The sequence below is a fragment of the Streptomyces sp. NPDC002588 genome, from assembly GCF_040295925.1.
Taxonomy (GTDB): domain Bacteria; phylum Actinomycetota; class Actinomycetes; order Streptomycetales; family Streptomycetaceae; genus Streptomyces.
This window is the reverse complement of the sequence record NZ_JBEOWF010000003.1, coordinates 229836-249075: the sequence shown is the minus strand read 5'-3', so window position 1 is coordinate 249075 and position 19240 is coordinate 229836. Positions and strand designations below refer to the sequence as shown.

The following is a 19240-nucleotide window of genomic DNA, read 5'->3' as shown; positions in this document are numbered from 1 at the left end:
CTGGAGGGGACATGGCCGAGTTCACCATGGAGCTCAACGACGAACAGAAGGAGGTCCGGGACTGGCTGCACGGCTTCGCGGCCGACGTGATCCGCCCCGCGGCCGCCGAATGGGACGAGCGTGAGGAGACTCCCTGGCCGGTCATCCAGGAGGCCGCGAAGGTGGGCATCTACTCCCTCGACTTCTACGCGCAGCAGTACTTCGACCCCACCGGCCTCGGTATCCCGATGGCCATGGAGGAACTGTTCTGGGGCGACGCGGGCATCGCCCTGTCGATCGTAGGCACCGGCCTCGCCGCCGTGGGCGTTCTCGCCAACGGAACCGAGGAACAGATCGGCACCTGGATCCCCCAGATGTACGGCGACGCGAGCGACGTCAAGGTCGCCGCGTTCTGCTCCTCCGAGCCCGACGCCGGCTCCGACGTCGCCTCCCTGCGCACGCGTGCCGTGTACGACGAGGCCAAGGACGAGTGGGTGATCAACGGCACGAAGACCTGGGCGACCAACGGCGGCATCGCCAACGTCCACGTCGTCGTGGCCGTCGTCGACCCGGAGCTCGGCTCCAAGGGCCACGCCTCCTTCATCGTCCCGCCGGGGACCCCGGGCCTCTCCCAGGGCCAGAAGTTCAAGAAGCACGGCATCCGCGCCTCGCACACCGCCGAGGTCGTCCTCGACGGCGTGCGCGTCCCGGGCTCCTGCCTGCTGGGCGGCAAGGAGAAGCTGGACGAGCGCCTCGCCCGGGCCCGGGAGCGGGCCAGGTCGGGCGGCGAGCGGGTGAAGAACGCGGCGATGGCCACCTTCGAGGCCTCGCGTCCGGCGGTCGGCGCGATGGCCGTGGGCACGGCCCGCGCCGCGTACGAGGTCGCCCTCGACTACGCCAGGACCCGCGAGCAGTTCGGCCGGCCGATCATCGACAACCAGGGCGTGGCCTTCCAGCTCGCCGACATGCGCACCCAGATCGACGCGGCGCGGCTTCTGGTCTGGCGGGCGTCCTGGATGGCGATCAGCGGGAAGCCGTTCACCGCCGCCGAGGGCTCGATGTCGAAGCTGTTCGCGAGCGAGACGGCGAAGAAGGTCACCGGGCAGGCGATCCAGATTCTCGGCGGCAACGGGTACACGCGGGAGTATCCGGTGGAGCGGATGCACCGGGACGCGGCCATCTACACGATCTTCGAAGGGACGAGCGAGATCCAGCGGCTGGTCATCGCGCGCACGCTGTCGGGGATGCCGATCCGGTAGTCCCGTACGGGAGGGGTCGACTACGGCGTGCCGCCGCTGCTGTGCGCGATGCACGCCACGTCGATGCGGTCGGCCAGCTTGGCCAGCTCGATGGTCAGGGCGGCCACCGTGTCCTCGTCGAGCCCGTCCGCGCCCGCCTCGACGAGGTGCAGCCACCGGCCGCCCAGCGTCCGCAGCAGCTTGCTCACATCGGCCGCGGAGACCTGCAGGGTGCCGCGGTCGTCGACGATCAGAGGCAGGGTCACTTCGCGGTTCACACCCGGGATCGTAGCCGCGCGGCGCTCACGCGCCGTGCCAAACCGTGGTGATGTTGCAGAACTCTCGGATTCCGTGCCCGGACAGCTCACGTCCGTACCCCGACCGCTTCACCCCGCCGAACGGGAACGCCGGATGCGAGGCGGTCATCCCGTTGAAGAACACACCGCCCGCCTCGATATCCCGGACGAAACGGTCCACTTCACCCTCGTCCGTCGTCCAGACGTTCGAACTCAGGCCGAACGGTGAGTCGTTGGCGATGAGTACGGCCTCGTCCAGGTCGGCCGCCCGGTACAGCGTCGCGACCGGCCCGAACGCCTCCTCGCGGTGGATGCGCATCTCGCGGGTCACCCCGGCGAGGACGGTCGGCGGGTAGTACCAGCCGGACCCCTCCGGCCGTTCGCCCCCGCACAGCACGGCGGCCCCGGACCGCCGCGCGTCGTCCACCAGCTCCTCCAGGTCGGCCCGCCCCTGTTCGCTCGCCAGCGGACCCACCTCCGTCTCCTCCTCCAGCGGGTCGCCGACCTTCAGCGCCTTCATGCCCTCGGTGAAGCGCTCGGCGAACGCGTCGTACACGTCCGAGTGGACGATGAACCGCTTGGCGGCGATGCACGACTGCCCGTTGTTCTGCACCCGGGCCGTCACGGCGACCCGCGCGGCCCGGTCGAGGTCCGCGGACGGCATCACGACGAACGGGTCACTGCCGCCCAGCTCCAGCACCGTCTTCTTGACCATCTCCCCGGAGGCGGCGGCCACGGCCCGTCCGGCGGGCTCGCTGCCGGTCAGGGTGGCCGCCTTCACCCGCTCGTCGCGCAGGATCTCGTCGACCGCGCCCGAGCCGATCAGCAGGGTCTGGAAGCAGCCCTCGGTGAAACCGGCGCGGTGGAAGAGGTCCTCCAGGTAGAGGGCGGTCTGCGGGACATTGGAGGCGTGCTTGAGCAGGCCCACGTTCCCCGCCATCAGCGCGGGCGCGGCGAACCGGATCACCTGCCACAGCGGGAAGTTCCACGGCATCACCGCGAGGACCGGGCCCAGCGGCCGGTAGCGCACCAGGGCGCGGGAGGCCCCGGAGTCCTCGACGTCGGCCGCGGCGGGCCGCTCGTCGGCGAGCAGCCCTTCCGCCCGCTCGGCGTACCAGCGCATCGCCTTGGCGCACTTCGCGGCCTCCGCACGCGCCTGCTTCACCGGCTTGCCCATCTCGGTCGTCATCACCCGGGCGATGTCCTGCTGGTCCTCCTCCAGCAGGTTCGCGGCCTGCAGCAGCAGGCGCCCGCGGTCGACGAAACCGCTCAGCCGGTAGGTACGGAACGTGGCCTCCGCGAGCTGGAGCCGCCGCTCCAGCTCCTCCGCGCCCATGGCCTCGTACGTCTTGAGCGTCTCGCCGTTCGCCGGGTTCACCGTCGCGATGGGCATGACCGACCTCCTGTGGAGCCGTGTGTGCTTCGACCTTCCCGCGCCGCACCGGACACCGCAACGCGTGCGCGTCAGGGCGAGTGCTCCGTGAGACGGTCGAGAAACGCCGTCTGGGCCGGGACGATCAGTTCGCGGGCGCGGGCCAGGCCGTACCAGGCCACCCGGTCCAGCTCCGGGAACTCCTGCGTCCGCCCCGACCTGGGCGGCCACTCCATCGTGAACGTGCCGGGGTCCACCGCCGCCGGATCGAGGTCCGCCTCGACGGCCCACACGGTGACGATCTTGCCGTTCGACTGCCGGACCTCACCGAGACCGATCGCCTCGCCGTCGGGCGGCGGCAGCCCGAGCTCCTCCCGGAACTCACGGCGGGCCGCGTCCCAGGCGGGCTCGTCGGGCTCGTACTCGCCCTTGGGGACCGTCCACGCCCCGGTGTCCCTCTTCGCGAAGTACGGGCCGCCCATATGGCCGAGCAGCACCTCCGTGCCGGTTTCCCCGCGCCGGTACAGCAGCAGTCCGGCGCTGCGCTTCTGCGTCACGGGTGCACCTCCGGGTGGGCGGCGAGCAGGGTCTCCACCGTGTCGGCCTCCTCCGGCCGCTTGTCCTCGCGGTAGCGGACCACGCGCGCGAAGCGCAGGGTGACGCCGGCCGGGTAGCGGGTGGAGCGCTGCAGGCCGTCGTAGGCGATCTCCACGACGAGTTCGGGGCGTACGGTCACCCCCCACCCTTCCTCCCGCACGGCGAGCCCCTGGAGGTGTGCCGTCTGCCAGGTGAGCATCGCGTCGGTCATGCCCTTGAAGGTCTTGCCCAGCATGGCGAAGCCGCCGTCGGAGGTGCGGGCGCCGAGGTGCAGGTTGGAGAGCTTGCCGCTGCGCCGGCCGTGACCCCACTCCGCGGCCAGCACGACCAGGTCGAGGGTGTGCACGGGTTTGACCTTCAGCCAGGACGCGCCGCGCCGCCCCGCGCTGTAGGAGGCGTCCAGGGCCTTCACGACCACGCCCTCGTGACCGCGCCGCAGCGTCTGCCGGAGGAACTCCTCCGCCCGGTCGCCGTCCTCCGGTCCCCGCACCAGCGTCCGCCGCACCCGCATCGGCTCGGGCACCAGCCGGTCGAGCTCCGCGTGCCGCTCGGCGAACGGCAGGTCGAGCAGGTCGTGGCCGTCCACGGACAGCGCGTCGAAGAAGACGGGGGAGACCGGGACGGCCTCGGCGGCCGCCGACACGTCCACCCGGGAGCCGACCCGGCCCGCCGTCTCCTGGAAGGAACGGGGCCGCCCGCTCTCGTCGAAGGCGATGACCTCGCCGTCCAGGATGAAGCGTTCGCCTCGCAACTCCCGTGCCGCCGAAGTCACTTCGGGCAGGCGGTCGGTGATGTCGTCGAGCGTGCGGGTGTAGAGGCGGATGTCGTCGCCGTCCCGGTGCACCTGGACCCGGATCCCGTCGAGCTTCTCCTCCACCGCGCAGACGCCGAGCCTGCCGACCGCCTCGGCGACGGAGGACGCGGTGTGCGCCAGCATCGGCAGGACCGGGCGGCCGACGGTCAGCCGGAACTCCTCCAGCGCCGCCGGGCCGTCCGCGAGCAGCGTCCGGGCGACCGTCTGCAGGGAGCCCGCCAGCATCACCGCCCGCCGTACGTCCGCCGGCGGTGCCCCCGTCGCCCGTGCCAGCCCCTCCACGGCCACCGCGTCCAGGGCGCCCTGCCGGACCTCCCCGGTGATCAGCCCGAGCAGGAACCGCTGTTCCTCCGCCGTGGCCGCACCCATCAACTCGCCCACCAGCCGGGCCCGTTCGGCCTGAGAGCCGGCGCCGGACACCGTGCCGAGAGCGGTGAGGAGCGCGTCCACCTCCCGCACGGTCAGCGTCGGCGAACCGGCGGGGTCGACCGGGCGGCTCAGCACCTTCCAGCCGACGCCGATCCGCCCCTGTGGGAGCCGTCCGGCCAGGTAGGGGATGACGATCGGTACGTCGTCCGCCTCCGCGTCCCGGAACAGCTCGGCGAGCAGCGCGATCTTGCGGGAGCGCGCCGAGGCGGCGGCGACCTCCCGGGACACCTTGGCGAGCCGGGTCAGCAGCATGCAGCCATGGTGCAACGCCGCGCCGCGGACTACACCCGCACGGCCCGGTCGAGGTCCGCCATCAGCAGCTCCGCGTTGATCGCGGCCCCGGCCCGGTAGCCGCGGCTGGCCGCGTTCACCACCTGCTCGGCGAAGCCGGAGGCGTTGCCCGCCGCCCACAGACCGGGGACGGTGGTCAGCCCGCGCGCGTCGACCACCGGGTAGGCGCCGAAGGGCGTCTCCGTCATCTCCGCGCCCAGACGCTGCAGCAGATCCGTCCGCGGCACGGCGCGCGGCGCGACGAACAGCACCTCGCGGTCGTACGCCGTCCCGTCCCCCAGCCGCACCCCGGTGAGCCGGTCGTCCTCGGTCAGCACGGCGGCCACCTCGCCGGGCACGACCCGAACCCCGGCCGTCGCCAGCCGGCGCATGTCGTCGTCGGTCAGCTCCTCCTCGTCCACCGTGTGCAGGAACAGGGTCACGTCCTTCGACCACTGGGTCACCATCAGCGCCTGGTGCACGCTCAACGGGCTGGTGGCCAGCACCCCGAACGCCTTGTCGCGGACCTCCCAGCCGTGGCAGTACGGGCAGTGCAGCACATCCCGGCCGAAGCGCACGGCGAGTCCCTCGACCGGGGGCAGTTCGTCCTTCAGGCCGGTGGCGACGACGAGCTGCCGGGCGCGCACGGTCCGGCCGCCCTCGATGACGACGATGAAGTCCTCGCCCCTGACGGCGTCCACCGCACGGCCGCGGACCAGCTCCACGCCGTAGCGGGCGATCTCCTCGCGGCCGACGGCCAGGAACTCGGCGGGGGGCATGCCGTCCCGCGACAGAAAGCCCTGCATGTGGGCGGCGGGCGCGTTGCGCGGCTCGCCCGCGTCGACGACCAGTGTCCGGCGCCGGGCCCGGCCCAGCACGAGGGCCGCGGACAGGCCCGCCGCACCGCCGCCGACGACCACCGCTTCGTACCGCTCGGTGTACTGCTCGGGGTGCGGCTCGCTGTGCTTCAGGGTCATGGTGACCACCTCCACCGAGAAGGTGGCCCGGACCCCATGGGATTGACAAACCTCTTTGCCGATTCTGCAATACGGGTATGGCTGCCGAAGACGTTCTCGCCGAAGTGGGCCCCCGCCTGCGCCGGATCCGGAAGGAGCGGGAGGTGACGCTGGCCGCGCTTTCCGAGGCGACCGGTGTCTCCGTCAGCACCCTCTCCCGGCTGGAGTCGGGGCTGCGCAAGCCGAGCCTGGAACTGCTGCTGCCGATCGCCCAGGCCCATCAGGTGTCGCTGGACGAGCTGGTCGGCGCGCCGCCGGTGGGCGACCCCCGGGTGCGCGCCGAGCCGCTCGTGCGGCACGGGCGCACCTTCTGGCCGCTGTCCCGGCAGCCCGGCGGACTGCAGGCCTTCAAGGTGCTGGTACCGCAGCGGGAGGAGGAGCCGGAGCCGCGTACCCACGAGGGCTACGAATGGCTGTACGTGATGTCCGGGCGGCTGCGGGTGGTGCTCGGGGAGCACGACGTGGTGTTGACGGCGGGAGAGGCCGCCGAGTTCGACACGCGCGTGCCGCACTGGTTCGGATCGACGGGGGCGGGGCCTGCCGAGTTCCTCAGTCTCTTCGGGCCGCAGGGGGAGCGGATGCACGTGCGGGCGCGGCCCTCGCGGACGTGACACACGCGACTGGGCCACGGCTGTTCCCCGATCGACAAGCGACCGCTTAGTATGCCCTGGACCAGGGTCAGACGAAGCAGTCCGTGGAGGCTCCGCATGCAGGCATGGCAGGTGCACGAGAACGGCGAGCCGGGCGAGGTGATGCGGCTCGAGGAGGTGGAGCGGCCCGTGCCCGGTGACGGCCAGGTCCTGCTCAGGGTGCGCGCCGCGAACATCAACTTCCCGGATGTGCTGATGTGCCGCGGCCACTACCAGGTCAGGCCGCCGCTGCCCTTCACTCCGGGCGTGGAGATCTGCGGCGAGACCGAGGACGGCCGCCGCGTGATCGCCAACCCCGCGCTGCCGTACGGCGGTTTCGCCCAGTACGCCGTCGCGGACACCGCCGCCCTGCTGCCCGCCCCGGACTCCCTCGACGACGCCGAGGCCGCCGCGCTGCACGTCGGCTACCAGACGGGCTGGTTCGGACTGCACCGCCGGGCGGGGCTCGAAGCCGGCGAGACGCTCCTCGTGCACGCCGCCGCAGGCGGGGTCGGCAGCGCGGCCGTGCAGCTCGGCAAGGCGGCGGGCGCGACCGTCATCGGAGTCGTCGGCGGCGCCGAAAAGGCCGCCGTCGCCCGCGAGCTGGGCTGTGACGTGGTCATCGACCGGCGCACCGAGGACGTGGTCGGCGCGGTGAAGGAGGCCACCGGCGGGCGGGGCGCGGACGTCGTCTACGACCCCGTGGGCGGCGAGGCCTACACCCAGTCCACCAAGGTCGTCGCCTTCGAGGGCAGGATCGTCGTCGTCGGCTTCGCGAGCGGGAGCATCCCGAGCCCCGGGCTGAACCACGCCCTCGTGAAGAACTACTCGATCCTCGGTCTGCACTGGGGCCTGTACAACACCAAGAACCCGAAGCTGGTCCAGCACTGCCACGAACAGCTCACCGAGCTCGCCGCCCGGGGCGCCGTCAGGCCCCTGGTGAGCGAGCGGGTGCCGCTCGAGGGAGCGGCCGCGGCCGTGCAGCGGGTCGCCGACGGTGTCACCACCGGCCGGGTGACCATCCTCCCGTCGCTTCGGAACGGAGCCGCCGCATGACCACCGCCGAGGAACTGCAGAGCCGTACGAAAGAGTTCCTGGCCGCGCACCCGCCCGCGTCCACCGACCGCCTCGACTTCCTGCGGGCCCGCTTCGACGCGGGTCTGGCCTGGGTCCACTACCCGGAGGGCCTCGGCGGCCTCGGCGCGCCCCGGTCCCTCCAGGTCGTCGTGGACGCCGAACTCGAGGCCGCGGGCGCGCCCGACAACAACCCGCGCCGCATCGGCATCGGCCTCGGCATGGCCGCGCCGACGATCCTGAACTACGGCACCGAGGAGCAGAAGCGGCGCCATCTGCGGCCCCTGTGGGTGGGGGAGGAGGTCTGGTGCCAGCTGTTCAGCGAGCCGGGCGCCGGATCCGACCTGGCCGCGCTCGGCACCCGCGCCGTCCGGGAAGGCGACGTCTGGGTGGTCAACGGGCAGAAGGTGTGGACGTCCAGCGCCCACCTGGCCCGCTGGGCCATCCTCATCGCCCGCACCGACCCGGACGTGCCCAAGCACGCGGGTATCACCTACTTCATCTGCGACATGACCGACCCGGGCGTCGAGGTCCGGCCACTGCGCCAGATCACCGGCGAGGCCGAGTTCAACGAGGTCTTCCTGACCGACGTCCGCATCCCCGACTCCCGCCGGCTCGGTGCGGTCGGCGACGGCTGGCGGGTCGCGCAGACCACGCTGAACAACGAACGCGTCGCCATCGGCGGCATGCGGCTGCCCCGCGAGGGCGGCATGATCGGGCCGGTCGCGAAGACCTGGCGCGAGCGCCCGGACCTGCGCACCCACGATCTGCACCAGCGTCTGCTGAAGCTGTGGGTGGAGGCCGAGGTCGCCCGGCTCACCGCGGAACGTCTGCGCCAGCAGCTCGCCGCCGGACAGCCCGGCCCCGAGGGCGCCGGCATGAAGCTCGGCTTCGCCCGCCTCAACCAGGAGATCAGCGGGCTGGAGGTCGAACTCCGCGGCGAGGAAGGCCTGTTGTACGACGACTGGACCATGCGCCGCCCGGAGCTGGTGGACTTCACCGGGCGGGACGCGGGCTACCGCTATCTCCGCTCGAAGGGCAACAGCATCGAGGGCGGGACCAGCGAGGTCCTGCTGAACATCGTCGCCGAGCGCGTCCTGGGCCTGCCCGCCGAGCCGCGCACCGACAAGGAAGTCGCCTGGAAGGACCTGTCCCGATGAGCACACAGCCGGATCTTCTCTACTCCGAGGAGGAAGAGGCGCTGCGGTCGGCGGTACGGGACCTGCTGGCCGACCACTGCGACGCGCCGGGTGTGATCGCCCGCACCGAGTCGGACGCCCCGCACGACCTCGCGGCCTGGAAGGCGCTCGCCGACGGCATGGGCCTCGCCGGTCTGCTGGTGCCCGAGGAACAGGGCGGCCAGGGCGCCACTCATCGCGAAGTCGCCGTGGTCCTGGAGGAGTTGGGACGGGCGGTCGCTCCTGTGCCGTACCTGACCAGCGCCGTGGTCGCCACCGAGGCGCTGCTCCGCCTCGGCGACGGGGAACTGCTCGGACGGCTGGCGTCCGGGCGGACGATCGGCGCGCTGGCGGTCGGGCTGCACACGGCCCCGGGCGCTGCCTTCCCGGTCGTGCGCGTCGAAGGCGGCGCGCTGCACGGCGAGTTGACCGGTGTCGCGGACGCGGTTGCCGCCGACGTGCTGCTCGTACCGGCCGAGGACGGCGGCCTGTACGCGGTCGACGCCTCTGCCGCGGTCGTCACTCCGCAGGTGTCCCTCGACCTCACCCGCCCCCTCGCGACCGTCACCCTCGCCGGAGCCCCCGGCCGCCGCCTCGGCGATGCCGAACCCGCGGTACGCCGCGCCCTGCGGGCCGGTGCCGGGCTGCTCGCGTCCGAACAACTCGGTCTCGCCGACTGGACGTTGACCGAGACCGTGCGCTACCTGAAGGAGCGCAAGCAGTTCAACCGGCCCGTCGGCGGCTTCCAGGCGCTCAAGCACCGGCTGGCCCAGCTGTGGCTGGAGGTCGCCGGGCTGCGGGCCGCCGCCCGCAACGCCGCCGACGCGCTCGCCACCGGTACGTCCGGTGAGGAGGTGGCCTTGGCGGTCGCGGTCGCCCAGGCCTGCGCGGCGCCGGTCGCCGTCCGGGCCGCCGAGGAGGCGCTGCAACTGCACGGCGGCATCGGGATGACCTGGGAGCACCCCGTCCACCTCTACCTCAAGCGGGCCAAGGCCGACTCCATCGCCTACGGCACGGCGGGCGCCCACCGCGAGGCGCTGGCCGAACTCGTCGACCTGCGCGCGCCCTGACCGACGCCCCGGATCTCACCCGGTGAAGCCCGCCCCACCTGGGGCGGGCTTTTTCGTGCGGCTGCGCGGAAGGAGTGAACAAGCGGCGGCCGTCCGGCCAACTCCTGGCATGTACAGGTTCGTTGGGGCTCGGACGGCCTCATACTCCCTGTGGTTCGAAGCCCGCCCCACAGGGAGGAACAACATGGCCCTCATCACCCGCCGCAGAGCTCTCACCGGCCTCGGTGCCACGGTCGCCGCGGTGCTCGCCCCGCCGGCCGGCAGTGCGTTCGCCGACGGGCAGAAGCGCGGACCCCGACCGCTCTGGCGCGCCCACGCCCACAACGACTACGAGCATCCCCGCCCCCTCTTCGACGCGCTCGACCACCGCTTCGGCAGCGTCGAGGCAGACATCTTCCTCGTCGACGGCGAACTCCTCATCGCCCACTCGGCGGACGAACTCGACCCCACCCGCACCCTGGAGTCCCTCTACCTCGCCCCGCTGGCCGCCCGAGTCAAGGCCGGCCACGGTTCGGTGTACCGGGGTTACCGGCAGCCGCTGCAGCTGCTCATCGACATCAAGACCGAGGGCTCCACCACCTACCTCGCCCTCGACGAGCAACTGGGGCGCTACCGGCACCTCTTCACGACGTACGCGCACGGCCGGATCCACCCCGGTCCGGTCACCGCAGTCATCTCCGGCGACCGGGCGGCCCGTACGCCCATGGAGGCGCAGACCGTCCGCCGTGCCTTCTACGACGGCCGCCTCACCGACCTCGGCAGCAGCGAGGCCTCCTTCGCCTCGCTGATCAGTGACAACTGGACGCTCAACTTCACCTGGCTGGGCGTCGGTGCCTTCCCCGACGCCGAGCGGCGCAAGCTGCGCGCCATCGTCGACGAGGCGCACGCCCGCGGCCAGAAGGTCCGCTTCTGGGCCACCCCCGACCTGGCCGGCCCCGACCGCGACGCCCTGTGGACCGAACTCCTCGCGGCGGGTGTCGACTACCTCAACACGGACGACCTGGCCGGCCTGGAAACCTTCCTCGACGCCCACCGGACGGCTTAGACACCACCCGTTCGGCGGGCACGTCAGCTGCGCGGACGATCCCTCCGTTACGCCACACTTGCGGCCGAATGCCGCGAAAGCGGACGTAACGGAGGAGGTTGACGTTGGCCGTTTCCATTTCCGTGGTGCTGTTGCTGCTGATCCTGGCGGTGATCTTCATGCGCAACGGCGGACTCAAGGTCTCGCACGCACTGGTCTGTCTGCTGCTCGGCTTCTTCCTGGCCGGCACGAGCATGGCGCCCACCATCCACAGCGGCCTCACGGCGACGGCCGACCTCGTCGGCAGCATTCGACCGTGAGGCCGTGCGGGGTCCGCGTCACCGCGTGAAGACCCCGACGCCGTTCGGCACCCGGCGTTCCGCGCCGCCGGTCGGATGGTTGCGGACCGTGACCCGGGCCTGGCCCGCCGGCCGGGCCACCAGAGTCGACGAACCGCCGCCGTCCAGGTTGAACCCCTCGGTCGCGCCGAGATCCCGCAGCGCGCCGGCGACCTCGGCGACCGTCAGGCCCCTGCGGTAGGCGACCGCGCCGTCGAGCACGAACAGGAACACCCGCTTGCCACCGTCGCCGACGCCCACGGCCGTCCGTACGGCCGAGGTGCCGTTGTTCAGCCCGGGGAGCGGCAGGCCGCCCGCCAGCAGCGGCGAACCGCCGATGGCGAAGCGGTACGCCCGGCCCGATCCGGACCCCAGCCCGTACCGCACGTCCACGCTCTCGCCCACGGTGAACTCCCTGAGGCGCTCCGCACCCGCCTCCCGGCCGACGAGCACCGTGCTGCCCGCCGCGACGGCACCGCTGCCCGGCGAGTTCGCGACCGACACGACCCGGCCGCCCTTGAGCGTCACCTCGTAGGTGTTCGCGCTGCACGGGCCGCCGCGGTCGGTGTCCGTGCCGCAGATGGCCCGCTCGCGCGAGGCGCTGCCCCACTCCGGGGTGAACGCGCCGATCGAGCCGACCGGCAGCGCGTACTGGTTCAGACCGCCGAGCGGCAGCCGCTGCTCCGCGGTGGTGACCGTGCCCTGGAGGGAGAGGGTGTCCAGCCGGGCCAGGCCGTCGGTGCCGACGCCGAGCACGGCTCCGGTGCCGACGCCCGGCGGCAGCCCGGGCCCGAACCGCTGGCCCTTCGGCACCGCCCCCTTGAGCACCCTGCCGTCCGCGACGGCCGGGCCGACGCTCGCCCCGGTCACCTCGACACCGGGGTGCTGGGTCTCGGAGATGTGGAAGAAGTCGCCGTTGACTCCGGCCACCGCCCCCTGGCCGTCCGCCAGCCCGGAGACGGCCGCCCGGGCGGCGACCCTCCCCGGATACAACAGCCCGAGGCGGACATGGGAGTTGGTCAGGTCGACGCTGAGCACGTGCGCGTGCGTGACCCCGGCGGCGGCCGACAGGTCGTACTGCCGGTACTCCACACCCGCCGCCACCTCCGTCCAGCTCGCGGCATCGGCCGGCGCGGCGCCCGCGAGGGCCGCGCCGGCCAGCGTTCCGAGTGCGGTGAGCAGCGTCAGCGCCGTTCTGCCTGCTGCGGACCATTTCTGATGAAATGTCACGGATTCCCCTGGTTGGTCTGGGCCGCAACTTTCTCACGGTCCACGGGACCACCCGCCAGGGAAGGGCGGGCCGACACCGGGAGAACGGGTGACAAAACCACGAATACGGGTGTCTTCCTGGGCCGTTCGGCCCCGCCGGTCATACGGGCGTGATATTCCGCGCCGGTGACCGGTGCCTGGACGGGCGAACGTTGCCTGCCGGGGCCCAGGACGGCACACGTGGTGGTGCCGGTGAGTGCACGTGCGCTGTCAGGCCCGGGCCCGTGCACTCACGGTCACGGCGGACCGGCCCGCCGGTCCTAGCCTCGGGGTCCGGCGGCCTGTTGGGACGGCCGTACGCGCGAGCGCGGTACGAGGAAGGCACGGGTATGGACGAGCAGGTGGACGTGGTGGTCGTCGGCCTGGGACCGGGCGGCGAGCACGTGGCCGGCACCCTGGCCGAGGCCGGTCTCGAAGTGGTGGGCGTGGAAGCGGAGTTGGTGGGCGGGGAGTGCCCGTACTGGGGTTGTGTGCCCAGCAAGATGATGATCCGGGCCGCGAATCTGGTGGCCGAGGCCTGCCGGGCGCCCGCACTGGCGGGAGCGGTGACGGTGACCCCGGACTGGACGAGGGTCGCCGACCGGATCCGCCGCGAGGCCACCGACGACTGGAACGACCAGGTCGCCGCGGAGCGGCTGGAGTCCAAGGGCGCCCGTCTGGTCCGGGGCGCCGGGCGTCTCGCCGGGGAGCGGCGGGTGACGGTCGGCGACCGCACCTTCGAGGCCCGCAGGGGTGTCGTCCTCGCCACCGGCGGACGTCCCCGGATCCCGTCGCTGCCGGGGCTGGCCGGGACGCCGTACTGGACGAACCGGGACGCGATGGCCGCCAAGGAGCTGCCGGCCTCGCTGATCGTCCTCGGCGGCGGCGCGGTGGGCGTCGAAGTCGCCCAGGTCTTCGCCCGGTTCGGCTGCCGCGTCACCGTCGTCGAGGGCCAGGAGCGGCTGTTGTCGCGGGAGGAGCCGGAGGCGGGGGAGCTCGCGGCGAACGTGCTGCGGGCGGACGGTGTGACGGTGCTGACCGGTGTGAGGGCGCGTCAGATCGCCCACGACGGGGCCGAGTTCGGTGTCCGGGCCGGTGACGAGATGCTGCGCGCCGAGCGCCTGTTGGTGGCGGCCGGCCGGTACGCCGACCTCGGCGCCCTCGGTGTGGAGGCGGTCGGACTGGACCCGTCGGCCCCGGCCGTCCCGACGGACGGCCGGATGCGGGCGGCGGACGGTCTCTGGGCGGTCGGCGACATCACCGGCCGCGGGGCGTTCACCCATGTCTCGATGTACCAGGCGCAGATCGCCGTCCGGGACATCCTCGGGCGGCCGGGCCCCGAGGCCGACTACCGGGCCCTGCCCCGCGTCACCTTCACCGACCCCGAGATCGCGGCCGTGGGCCTCACCGAGCGCCAGGCCCGCGAGCAGGGCCTGCGCGTCCGTACCTCGGTCGTCCCCCTGTCCGCCTCGACCCGCGGCTGGATCCACGGGCCCGGCGGCGAGGGCTTCCTCAAGCTGGTCGAGGACGCCGACCGGGGTGTCCTGGTCGGCGCGACCTCGGCGGGTCCGGCGGGCGGCGAGCTGCTGTACGGCCTGAACGTGGCCGTCCACGCGGAGGTCCCCGTGGAGCGCCTCCAGCACATGATCTACACGTACCCCACCTTCCACCGGGCGGTGGAACCCGCGCTCGCGGCCCTGAGCTGAGCCGTGGTCCTCAGTGCACGGGGTGCTTGCTGAGGACGGACACCCGGTTGAAGGCGTTGATGGTGACGGCGACCCAGATCACCGCCGAGATCTGGTCGTCGGTGAGGACGTCCAGGGCCTCGGCGTAGGCGGCTTCCTGCGCGGCGGCGTCGGACGGGGTGGTGGTCGCCTCCGCCAGCGCCAGGGCGGCCCGCTCCGGCGCGGTGAAGAGCCCGGTGTCCCGCCAGGCGGCGAGGACGCCGAGCCGCCGGGTGTCCTCCCCGGCCCGCAGTGCGGCCTTCGTGTGCACATCGAGGCAGAACGCGCAGCCGTTGAGCTGCGAGACACGCAGATTGACCAGCTCCACGAGGGCGCGGTCCAGGCCGGCGTCCGCGGCGGTCGCCCGCACGGCCTCGGAGGTCTGGACGAGTGCGTGGTAGGCCTTGGGGCTCTGCTTGTCTATGAAGATCCGTCGAGTCACCGTCATGGTTGAATATTAAATCACTAGTCCGGCATGTTCGTCGCTCTGTGCATTGACATGTTCACGAAAGGTTCTTATGGTCCAGGCCAACCCGTCCACATCGGGGAACTGCGTTCTCATTCATGAACGGAGAGTCGTCGGATGGCACGAACCAGAACCGCCTTGTGCTGCGTACTCACCCTGCTGGCAGGCCTGCTGAGCCTTCAGCTCACCGGCCCGGCCCCACGGGCGGCAGCCGCGCCGGCCGCCTTCACCCACCCCGGTGTGCTGGTGAGCCGGACCCAACTCGACTACGCCCGGTCGCAGGTGCAGGCCGGCCAACAGCCCTGGAAGGCCGCGTACGACGGCATGATGGCCAGCTCCTACGCCTCGCTGTCGCGCACCCCCAAGCCGCGGGCCGTCGTGGAGTGCGGATCGTCGTCCAACCCCAACTACGGCTGCACCGACGAGCGCCAGGACGCGATCGCGGCCTACACCGACGCGCTCGCCTGGTACTTCACCCGGGACAGCAGATACGCGAAGAAATCGATCGAGATCATGGACGCCTGGTCCGCGACCATCACGGATCACACCAACACCAACGCCCCACTGCAGACCGGCTGGTCCGGGGCGACCTGGCCCCGCGCCGCCGAGATCATCAAGTACACCTACGACGGCGGCTGGCCCAACGCCGGCCGTTTCGCCACCATGCTGCGCGACGTCTACCTCCCCGAGGTGATCAACGGCGCGGCGACCAAGAACGGCAACTGGGAACTGGTCATGACCGAGGCGGCGATCGGCATCTCGGTCTTCCTCGAGGACCGCACCAGCTACGACAAGGCGGTCGGCACCTACCTCGCCCGGGTCCCGGCGTACGTCTACCTGACCGGTGACGGCGACCTGCCCGCCCCGCCCGCCAACAGCAGCATCGACACCAGCGCCGAGATCATCAAGTACTGGCAGGGCCAGAGCACCTTCGCCGACGGCCTCGCCCAGGAGACCTGCCGGGACTTCGGGCACACCGGCTGGGGCATCGCCTCCATAGCGGACATCGCGGAGACCAGCCGCATCCAGGGCCAGGACCTCTATCCCAAGATCCAGGACCGGCTGCGCTACGCGCTGGGCTTCCACACCTCCTACGAGAACGGCACCGCCGTGCCGTCCTGGCTGTGCGGCGGATCCGTCAACACAGGCCTCGCCCAGACCACCGAGGTCGGCTTCAACGCCCTCCACAACCGCCTCGGCATCAGCATGTCCAACACCCAGAAGTACACCGAGGCACACCGGCCGTCCGGCACGGACAACTACTTCAACGCCTGGACGACACTCACCCACGCGAACAACCCCTACTGACAGTTCGTGGCCGCCGCTGAGCACGGCGCGGCGGCCACCGGTGCCGTCGGAGATCAGGCCACCGTGAATCCGTCGAACGTGGCGATGCCCCGTGTGCCGGTCCAGCCGTTGGCCGCGGTCATGAAGACCCCGACGTCCTGTGCCGCGGCCGCGCCTCCCGGTGTGGCCGTGCCCACCGTCGTCCAGGTGACGCCGTCCGTGCTGGCCTCCCCGGTGTACGAGGCGCCGGACCTGGTCAGCCGCAGCCGTACCGGCGCGGTGAAGGAGCCGGAGAGCGCGATCGAGTCGAGACGGCCGTCGCCGTCGGCGTCCCAGCTCAGCGCGCAGCCGTTGGACGGTGTGACCGCCAGGTTCACATAGCCCGCGCTTCCCTGGGTGCCCAGGTCGTCGCGGACGACGAGACCCGCCCGTGCCCAGCCCCCGGTCGCGTCCTGGGAGGTGACCGTGACCTCGGCCACCGTTCCCTCGCGGTACGCGCCCGCCCGGTACACCGCCCCGAACTCGTTGGTGGCGCCCCACAGGTCGGCGCCGGCGCCCTCGACGGCGATCTCGTCGCCGGCCTGGCCGAACACGGCGTCGTTGTAGGAGACCGTGCGGTACGGGTCGCCGACCCCGGCCGCGGCCACCAGCCGTACCGGCGCGACCGCCTTCCCCCCGCCCGCGTACGCCGCCGCCGCGACGACCCTGCCGATCAGTTCCGCCGGCTTGCCCGTCAGCGAGACCTCGAAGCGGGCGGCGAACGTCGCGCCGGGGGCGACGGACGCCGTGCGCAGCGGATCGAGCGGCTTCACCGCCATGCCCTCGGGGGCGGTGACGGAGAGCGTCACACCGCGTGCCGCCGCGAACCCGTTCCTGTTGGTGAAGGTGACCGTCACCGTCGCGGGCGTGCCCTCGGCCACCGCTCCCCGGTCGGCCCCGGCGGTGAGGAGCGCCTGATGGGGAGTGGCGGCGAGCAGGTCGCGCACCCGGCGGGCCAGGGCGTACGGGGAGCCGTGGGGCTCGGTCGGGTGGGTCTCGTGCGCGTGCGCCCAGCGGTCCTCCAGGGCGAACCAGTCGGTCGTCGCCGGGTCCTCTCCCTTGGCGAGACCCGTGGCGAGCGCGTCGAAGTACGTCTTCCAGCGGGTGCGGTACAGGCCGCCGACCAGCCCGGACCACTCCCGGTTCGCGTAGTCGTGCAGGCCCTCGTCGCTGCTGGGCCGTCCGCCCCAGGTGGTGAGGAGGGAGCGGGCGTCGTATTCCAGGCGGTCCTTCTCGGCCCGGTCGGCGCCCCACGAGCGCGCGTCGGAGAGCCACCGCCCGAGCAGGTGCGGGCCGGAGGCCGCGAGCAGGTCGTCGAGGAGGTCCATCCAGTCCAGCCAGGTCCTGGTCAACCTGCCGAACAGGGCCTTCTCCCCGGCCTCGTACGCGCACTTGATCTGCGGCAGCAGGACACGGCTGCGGTTGGACAGGACCTGCCGGGCCACGTCGACGACGTCGTACCGATAGGCCGAGCTGTCCCTCAACTCCGCTCGCACCGCCAGGAGTTCGGTGAGTGCGGAGTCGAAGGCGGTGGTGTCGTAGCGGTCCTTCTCCGGGCCCCAGGCGGCGGCCTTGTTCGCCGTCAGGCTGGGACGGGCGCCGAACAGGCCGTCGGGTGCCTCGCTCCAGGCGTCAGCGCGGGACATGCCGTACGCGGTGTCCCGGATCGTCTGCCAGGCCGCGGCGGCGTGCCGGTCGGGGCCGCCGTAGCGGGAGACGGCGTACGCGGCGAACCAGTCGTCCAGGTCGACGGTGCCGGGCGTCCAGGCCAGGTCGGTGAGGAGGGCGAGGGCGGGGGCGTTGTTGTCGGCGGCCTCCGGCATCGCCGCGATACCGGCGAGCGAACTGCCCTCCTTGTCACGCCACTCGGGGTACTGCTCCACCCAGTCCGGGGCGTTGGCGCCGAGCGGGGTGTGGCCGCCGAAGTTCCAGATGCTGCCGAAGGCGTACGGGGTGCCGCCCCAGTCGCTCTCCCGGTCGGTGACGGTGGTGTAGCGGTCCGACAGACCGTCCACGATCAGCATCCGGCTCTTGTCGACGCCGCCGAGCAGCGCCTCGGACGGGTTGGTCTGCCAGCCCAGGATCGCCCAGACGGCCCCCGGGTGGGCCCTCTGCAGCGCGGCCTCGACGGCCCGGGCGGCCTCGCCCACCGGCACGTCACCGGGGTTGCCGCCCTCGTGCAGCAGGTCCATCTTGTACATCGTGCTGTCGCCGAAGCGCTCCGTCTGGGCCCGGTAGAAGGCGGCGGCCACGTCCTCGAAGGCCGTGGTGCGCGGGTCGAGCCAGTCGGGGCGTTTGAAGGCGCCCCAGGTGCCCTGCGCCACCACCGCCGCGTCCCCGCCGTGCCGGGCGGGGAAGTCGTCCGGAACGGTGCCGTAGTAGCCCGGCAGGACCGGCGTCATGCCCAGGTCGCGGATCCGGTCGACGATCTTCCCGGCGAGCGCGGCACGTCTCTCGATGAGCTGCCGGGAGACCGGTCCGCCGAAGCCCGACATGTTCTGCAGCAGCCACCAGGGCTGGTGGGCGGGGGCCGGGATCCAGGCGCGCAGCGCGGCGTCGGAGTAGCCGAAGCGGCGGAAGGTGTCGTAGTACACCGCGTCGCCGCCGATGTAGACGAGGACCCGGTTGACTCCGTGCACGGCCAGCACGTCCAGCTCGTGCTGCCACGCGTCCCAGTCGCGGTAGGCGCCGGTGTAGCCCTCGTTGGTGTCGTTGAAGGCGAACCGGTGCGGCACGTCGGCGTTGCCCGTGATCTCCTCGGCGGGCGCGGGAAGGACGCGCGGCAGGTTCAGCTGCTCGCCGGTCCAGGACACGGAGGCGTGCGCCGTCCGCCGCAGATAGGTGTGAAGGCCCGTGAGCAGCACGGCGGGACTGGTGCCCTCCACCGTGATGTGCCCGGCCGTGCCGGTGACCCGGAAGCGGTCGGTGTCGTCGCGGACGGCCCGCAGGGTGAGCTGCCGGTGGTGGTCGGGAAGCAGACGCTTCAGCGCTGCCGCGGCGGGAGCGGTGTCGAAGAGGGCGCCGCCGGCCGCGTGCGCGCCCTGCGGGCGGGTCAGCAGCGCGGCGCCGCCCAGCGCGACCGCACCCGTGAGGAGCCGTCTGCGGGTGACACCCGTGATGCCGAGGTCGCCTCGGTTGTCGTGCATGAACGT

Annotated in this window: 17 protein-coding genes; 9 read left to right on the top strand and 8 right to left on the bottom strand. The window is 72.4% G+C overall.

Features of this window, described 5'->3' with window-relative positions; all coding sequences use genetic code 11:
- Nucleotides 1-11 precede the first annotated feature (11 nt).
- Entirely contained in the window at nucleotides 12-1238 is a 1227-nt protein-coding gene (locus tag ABT057_RS05650; RefSeq protein ID WP_352341171.1) for an acyl-CoA dehydrogenase family protein, read from the top strand.
- Nucleotides 1239-1258: 20 nt separating this feature from the next.
- On the opposite strand, the gene ABT057_RS05645 is transcribed toward ABT057_RS05650, so the two are convergent.
- The 5 genes from ABT057_RS05645 to ABT057_RS05625 all read right to left on the bottom strand — a co-directional run bounded on the left by ABT057_RS05645 (nucleotide 1259) and on the right by ABT057_RS05625 (nucleotide 5972).
- Nucleotides 1259-1495, bottom strand: coding sequence for a DUF6213 family protein (locus tag ABT057_RS05645; RefSeq protein WP_189927474.1), 237 nt, complete (start codon nucleotides 1493-1495; stop codon nucleotides 1259-1261).
- A gap of 25 nt (nucleotides 1496-1520) precedes the next feature.
- A complete protein-coding gene (locus tag ABT057_RS05640; RefSeq protein WP_352341170.1) occupies nucleotides 1521-2906 on the bottom strand; it encodes an NADP-dependent succinic semialdehyde dehydrogenase in 1386 nt (461 codons plus the stop codon).
- 71 nt (nucleotides 2907-2977) lie between these two features.
- Complete coding sequence (locus tag ABT057_RS05635; RefSeq protein ID WP_352341169.1) at nucleotides 2978-3442, bottom strand: NUDIX hydrolase; 465 nt, start codon at nucleotides 3440-3442, stop codon at nucleotides 2978-2980.
- The gene (locus ABT057_RS05630) at nucleotides 3439-4977 is read right to left on the bottom strand and encodes an ATP-dependent DNA ligase (protein ID WP_352341168.1); all 1539 of its coding nucleotides are present in this window, start codon (nucleotides 4975-4977) and stop codon (nucleotides 3439-3441) included. Before ABT057_RS05630 ends, ABT057_RS05635 begins: the two co-directional genes overlap by 4 nt.
- Nucleotides 4978-5006: 29 nt before the next feature.
- The gene (locus ABT057_RS05625) at nucleotides 5007-5972 is read right to left on the bottom strand and encodes an NAD(P)/FAD-dependent oxidoreductase (RefSeq protein WP_352341167.1); all 966 of its coding nucleotides are present in this window, start codon (nucleotides 5970-5972) and stop codon (nucleotides 5007-5009) included.
- Nucleotides 5973-6049: 77 nt separating this feature from the next.
- On the opposite strand from ABT057_RS05625, the gene ABT057_RS05620 reads away from it, so the two are divergent.
- The 6 genes from ABT057_RS05620 (at nucleotide 6050) to ABT057_RS05595 (ending at nucleotide 11306) form a co-directional block, all read left to right on the top strand.
- Nucleotides 6050-6622: a helix-turn-helix domain-containing protein gene (locus ABT057_RS05620; RefSeq protein ID WP_352341166.1), complete on the top strand. Its 573-nt coding sequence runs from the start codon at nucleotides 6050-6052 to the stop codon at nucleotides 6620-6622.
- 96 nt (nucleotides 6623-6718) lie between these two features.
- On the top strand, nucleotides 6719-7696 hold the full coding sequence (locus ABT057_RS05615; protein ID WP_352341165.1) for an NADPH:quinone oxidoreductase family protein: 978 nt from the start codon (nucleotides 6719-6721) through the stop codon (nucleotides 7694-7696).
- On the top strand, nucleotides 7693-8874 hold the full coding sequence (locus ABT057_RS05610; protein WP_352341164.1) for an acyl-CoA dehydrogenase family protein: 1182 nt from the start codon (nucleotides 7693-7695) through the stop codon (nucleotides 8872-8874). The genes ABT057_RS05615 and ABT057_RS05610 overlap by 4 nt, the downstream gene beginning before the upstream one ends.
- Entirely contained in the window at nucleotides 8871-9962 is a 1092-nt protein-coding gene (locus tag ABT057_RS05605; protein ID WP_352341163.1) for an acyl-CoA dehydrogenase family protein, read from the top strand. The genes ABT057_RS05610 and ABT057_RS05605 overlap by 4 nt, the downstream gene beginning before the upstream one ends.
- A gap of 184 nt (nucleotides 9963-10146) precedes the next feature.
- Nucleotides 10147-11007 carry a phosphatidylinositol-specific phospholipase C/glycerophosphodiester phosphodiesterase family protein gene (locus ABT057_RS05600; protein WP_352341162.1) on the top strand — a complete coding sequence of 287 codons (861 nt, stop codon included), beginning with the start codon at nucleotides 10147-10149 and terminating at the stop codon, nucleotides 11005-11007.
- Nucleotides 11008-11111: 104 nt separating this feature from the next.
- Nucleotides 11112-11306 (top strand): hypothetical protein, encoded by a 195-nt coding sequence (locus ABT057_RS05595; protein WP_352341161.1) that lies wholly within the window; start codon nucleotides 11112-11114, stop codon nucleotides 11304-11306.
- A gap of 18 nt (nucleotides 11307-11324) precedes the next feature.
- Here the strand turns inward: ABT057_RS05595 and ABT057_RS05590 are convergent, their stop codons facing one another.
- Nucleotides 11325-12554 (bottom strand): phosphodiester glycosidase family protein, encoded by a 1230-nt coding sequence (locus ABT057_RS05590; protein ID WP_352341160.1) that lies wholly within the window; start codon nucleotides 12552-12554, stop codon nucleotides 11325-11327.
- A 368-nt stretch (nucleotides 12555-12922) separates the two neighbouring features.
- Here ABT057_RS05590 and ABT057_RS05585 point away from each other — a divergent pair, with 368 nt between their 5' ends.
- On the top strand, nucleotides 12923-14278 hold the full coding sequence (locus ABT057_RS05585) for a dihydrolipoyl dehydrogenase family protein (RefSeq protein ID WP_352341159.1): 1356 nt from the start codon (nucleotides 12923-12925) through the stop codon (nucleotides 14276-14278).
- Between the two features lie 10 nt (nucleotides 14279-14288).
- Here the strand turns inward: ABT057_RS05585 and ABT057_RS05580 are convergent, their stop codons facing one another.
- A complete protein-coding gene (locus ABT057_RS05580) occupies nucleotides 14289-14744 on the bottom strand; it encodes a carboxymuconolactone decarboxylase family protein (protein WP_352341158.1) in 456 nt (151 codons plus the stop codon).
- A gap of 135 nt (nucleotides 14745-14879) precedes the next feature.
- On the opposite strand from ABT057_RS05580, the gene ABT057_RS05575 reads away from it, so the two are divergent.
- Nucleotides 14880-16070 carry an alginate lyase family protein gene (locus tag ABT057_RS05575; protein ID WP_352341157.1) on the top strand — a complete coding sequence of 397 codons (1191 nt, stop codon included), beginning with the start codon at nucleotides 14880-14882 and terminating at the stop codon, nucleotides 16068-16070.
- A 53-nt stretch (nucleotides 16071-16123) separates the two neighbouring features.
- On the opposite strand, the gene ABT057_RS05570 is transcribed toward ABT057_RS05575, so the two are convergent.
- Nucleotides 16124-19234 carry an alpha-N-acetylglucosaminidase gene (locus ABT057_RS05570; protein ID WP_352341156.1) on the bottom strand — a complete coding sequence of 1037 codons (3111 nt, stop codon included), beginning with the start codon at nucleotides 19232-19234 and terminating at the stop codon, nucleotides 16124-16126.
- Nucleotides 19235-19240: the final 6 nt, after the last annotated feature.

What these genes read in the sequence shown, in the direction of transcription:
- ABT057_RS05650 (WP_352341171.1), top strand. Translation starts at nt 12, where the DNA reads ATGGCCGAGTTCACCATGGAGCTCAACGACGAACAGAAGGAGGTCCGG.
- ABT057_RS05640 (WP_352341170.1), bottom strand. Translation starts at nt 2,906, where the DNA reads ATGCCCATCGCGACGGTGAACCCGGCGAACGGCGAGACGCTCAAGACG.
- ABT057_RS05630 (WP_352341168.1), bottom strand. Translation starts at nt 4,977, where the DNA reads ATGCTGCTGACCCGGCTCGCCAAGGTGTCCCGGGAGGTCGCCGCCGCC.
- ABT057_RS05625 (WP_352341167.1), bottom strand. Translation starts at nt 5,972, where the DNA reads ATGACCCTGAAGCACAGCGAGCCGCACCCCGAGCAGTACACCGAGCGG.
- ABT057_RS05620 (WP_352341166.1), top strand. Translation starts at nt 6,050, where the DNA reads ATGGCTGCCGAAGACGTTCTCGCCGAAGTGGGCCCCCGCCTGCGCCGG.
- ABT057_RS05615 (WP_352341165.1), top strand. Translation starts at nt 6,719, where the DNA reads ATGCAGGCATGGCAGGTGCACGAGAACGGCGAGCCGGGCGAGGTGATG.
- ABT057_RS05610 (WP_352341164.1), top strand. Translation starts at nt 7,693, where the DNA reads ATGACCACCGCCGAGGAACTGCAGAGCCGTACGAAAGAGTTCCTGGCC.
- ABT057_RS05605 (WP_352341163.1), top strand. Translation starts at nt 8,871, where the DNA reads ATGAGCACACAGCCGGATCTTCTCTACTCCGAGGAGGAAGAGGCGCTG.
- ABT057_RS05600 (WP_352341162.1), top strand. Translation starts at nt 10,147, where the DNA reads ATGGCCCTCATCACCCGCCGCAGAGCTCTCACCGGCCTCGGTGCCACG.
- ABT057_RS05585 (WP_352341159.1), top strand. Translation starts at nt 12,923, where the DNA reads ATGGACGAGCAGGTGGACGTGGTGGTCGTCGGCCTGGGACCGGGCGGC.
- ABT057_RS05580 (WP_352341158.1), bottom strand. Translation starts at nt 14,744, where the DNA reads ATGACGGTGACTCGACGGATCTTCATAGACAAGCAGAGCCCCAAGGCC.
- ABT057_RS05575 (WP_352341157.1), top strand. Translation starts at nt 14,880, where the DNA reads ATGGCACGAACCAGAACCGCCTTGTGCTGCGTACTCACCCTGCTGGCA.
- ABT057_RS05570 (WP_352341156.1), bottom strand. Translation starts at nt 19,234, where the DNA reads ATGCACGACAACCGAGGCGACCTCGGCATCACGGGTGTCACCCGCAGA.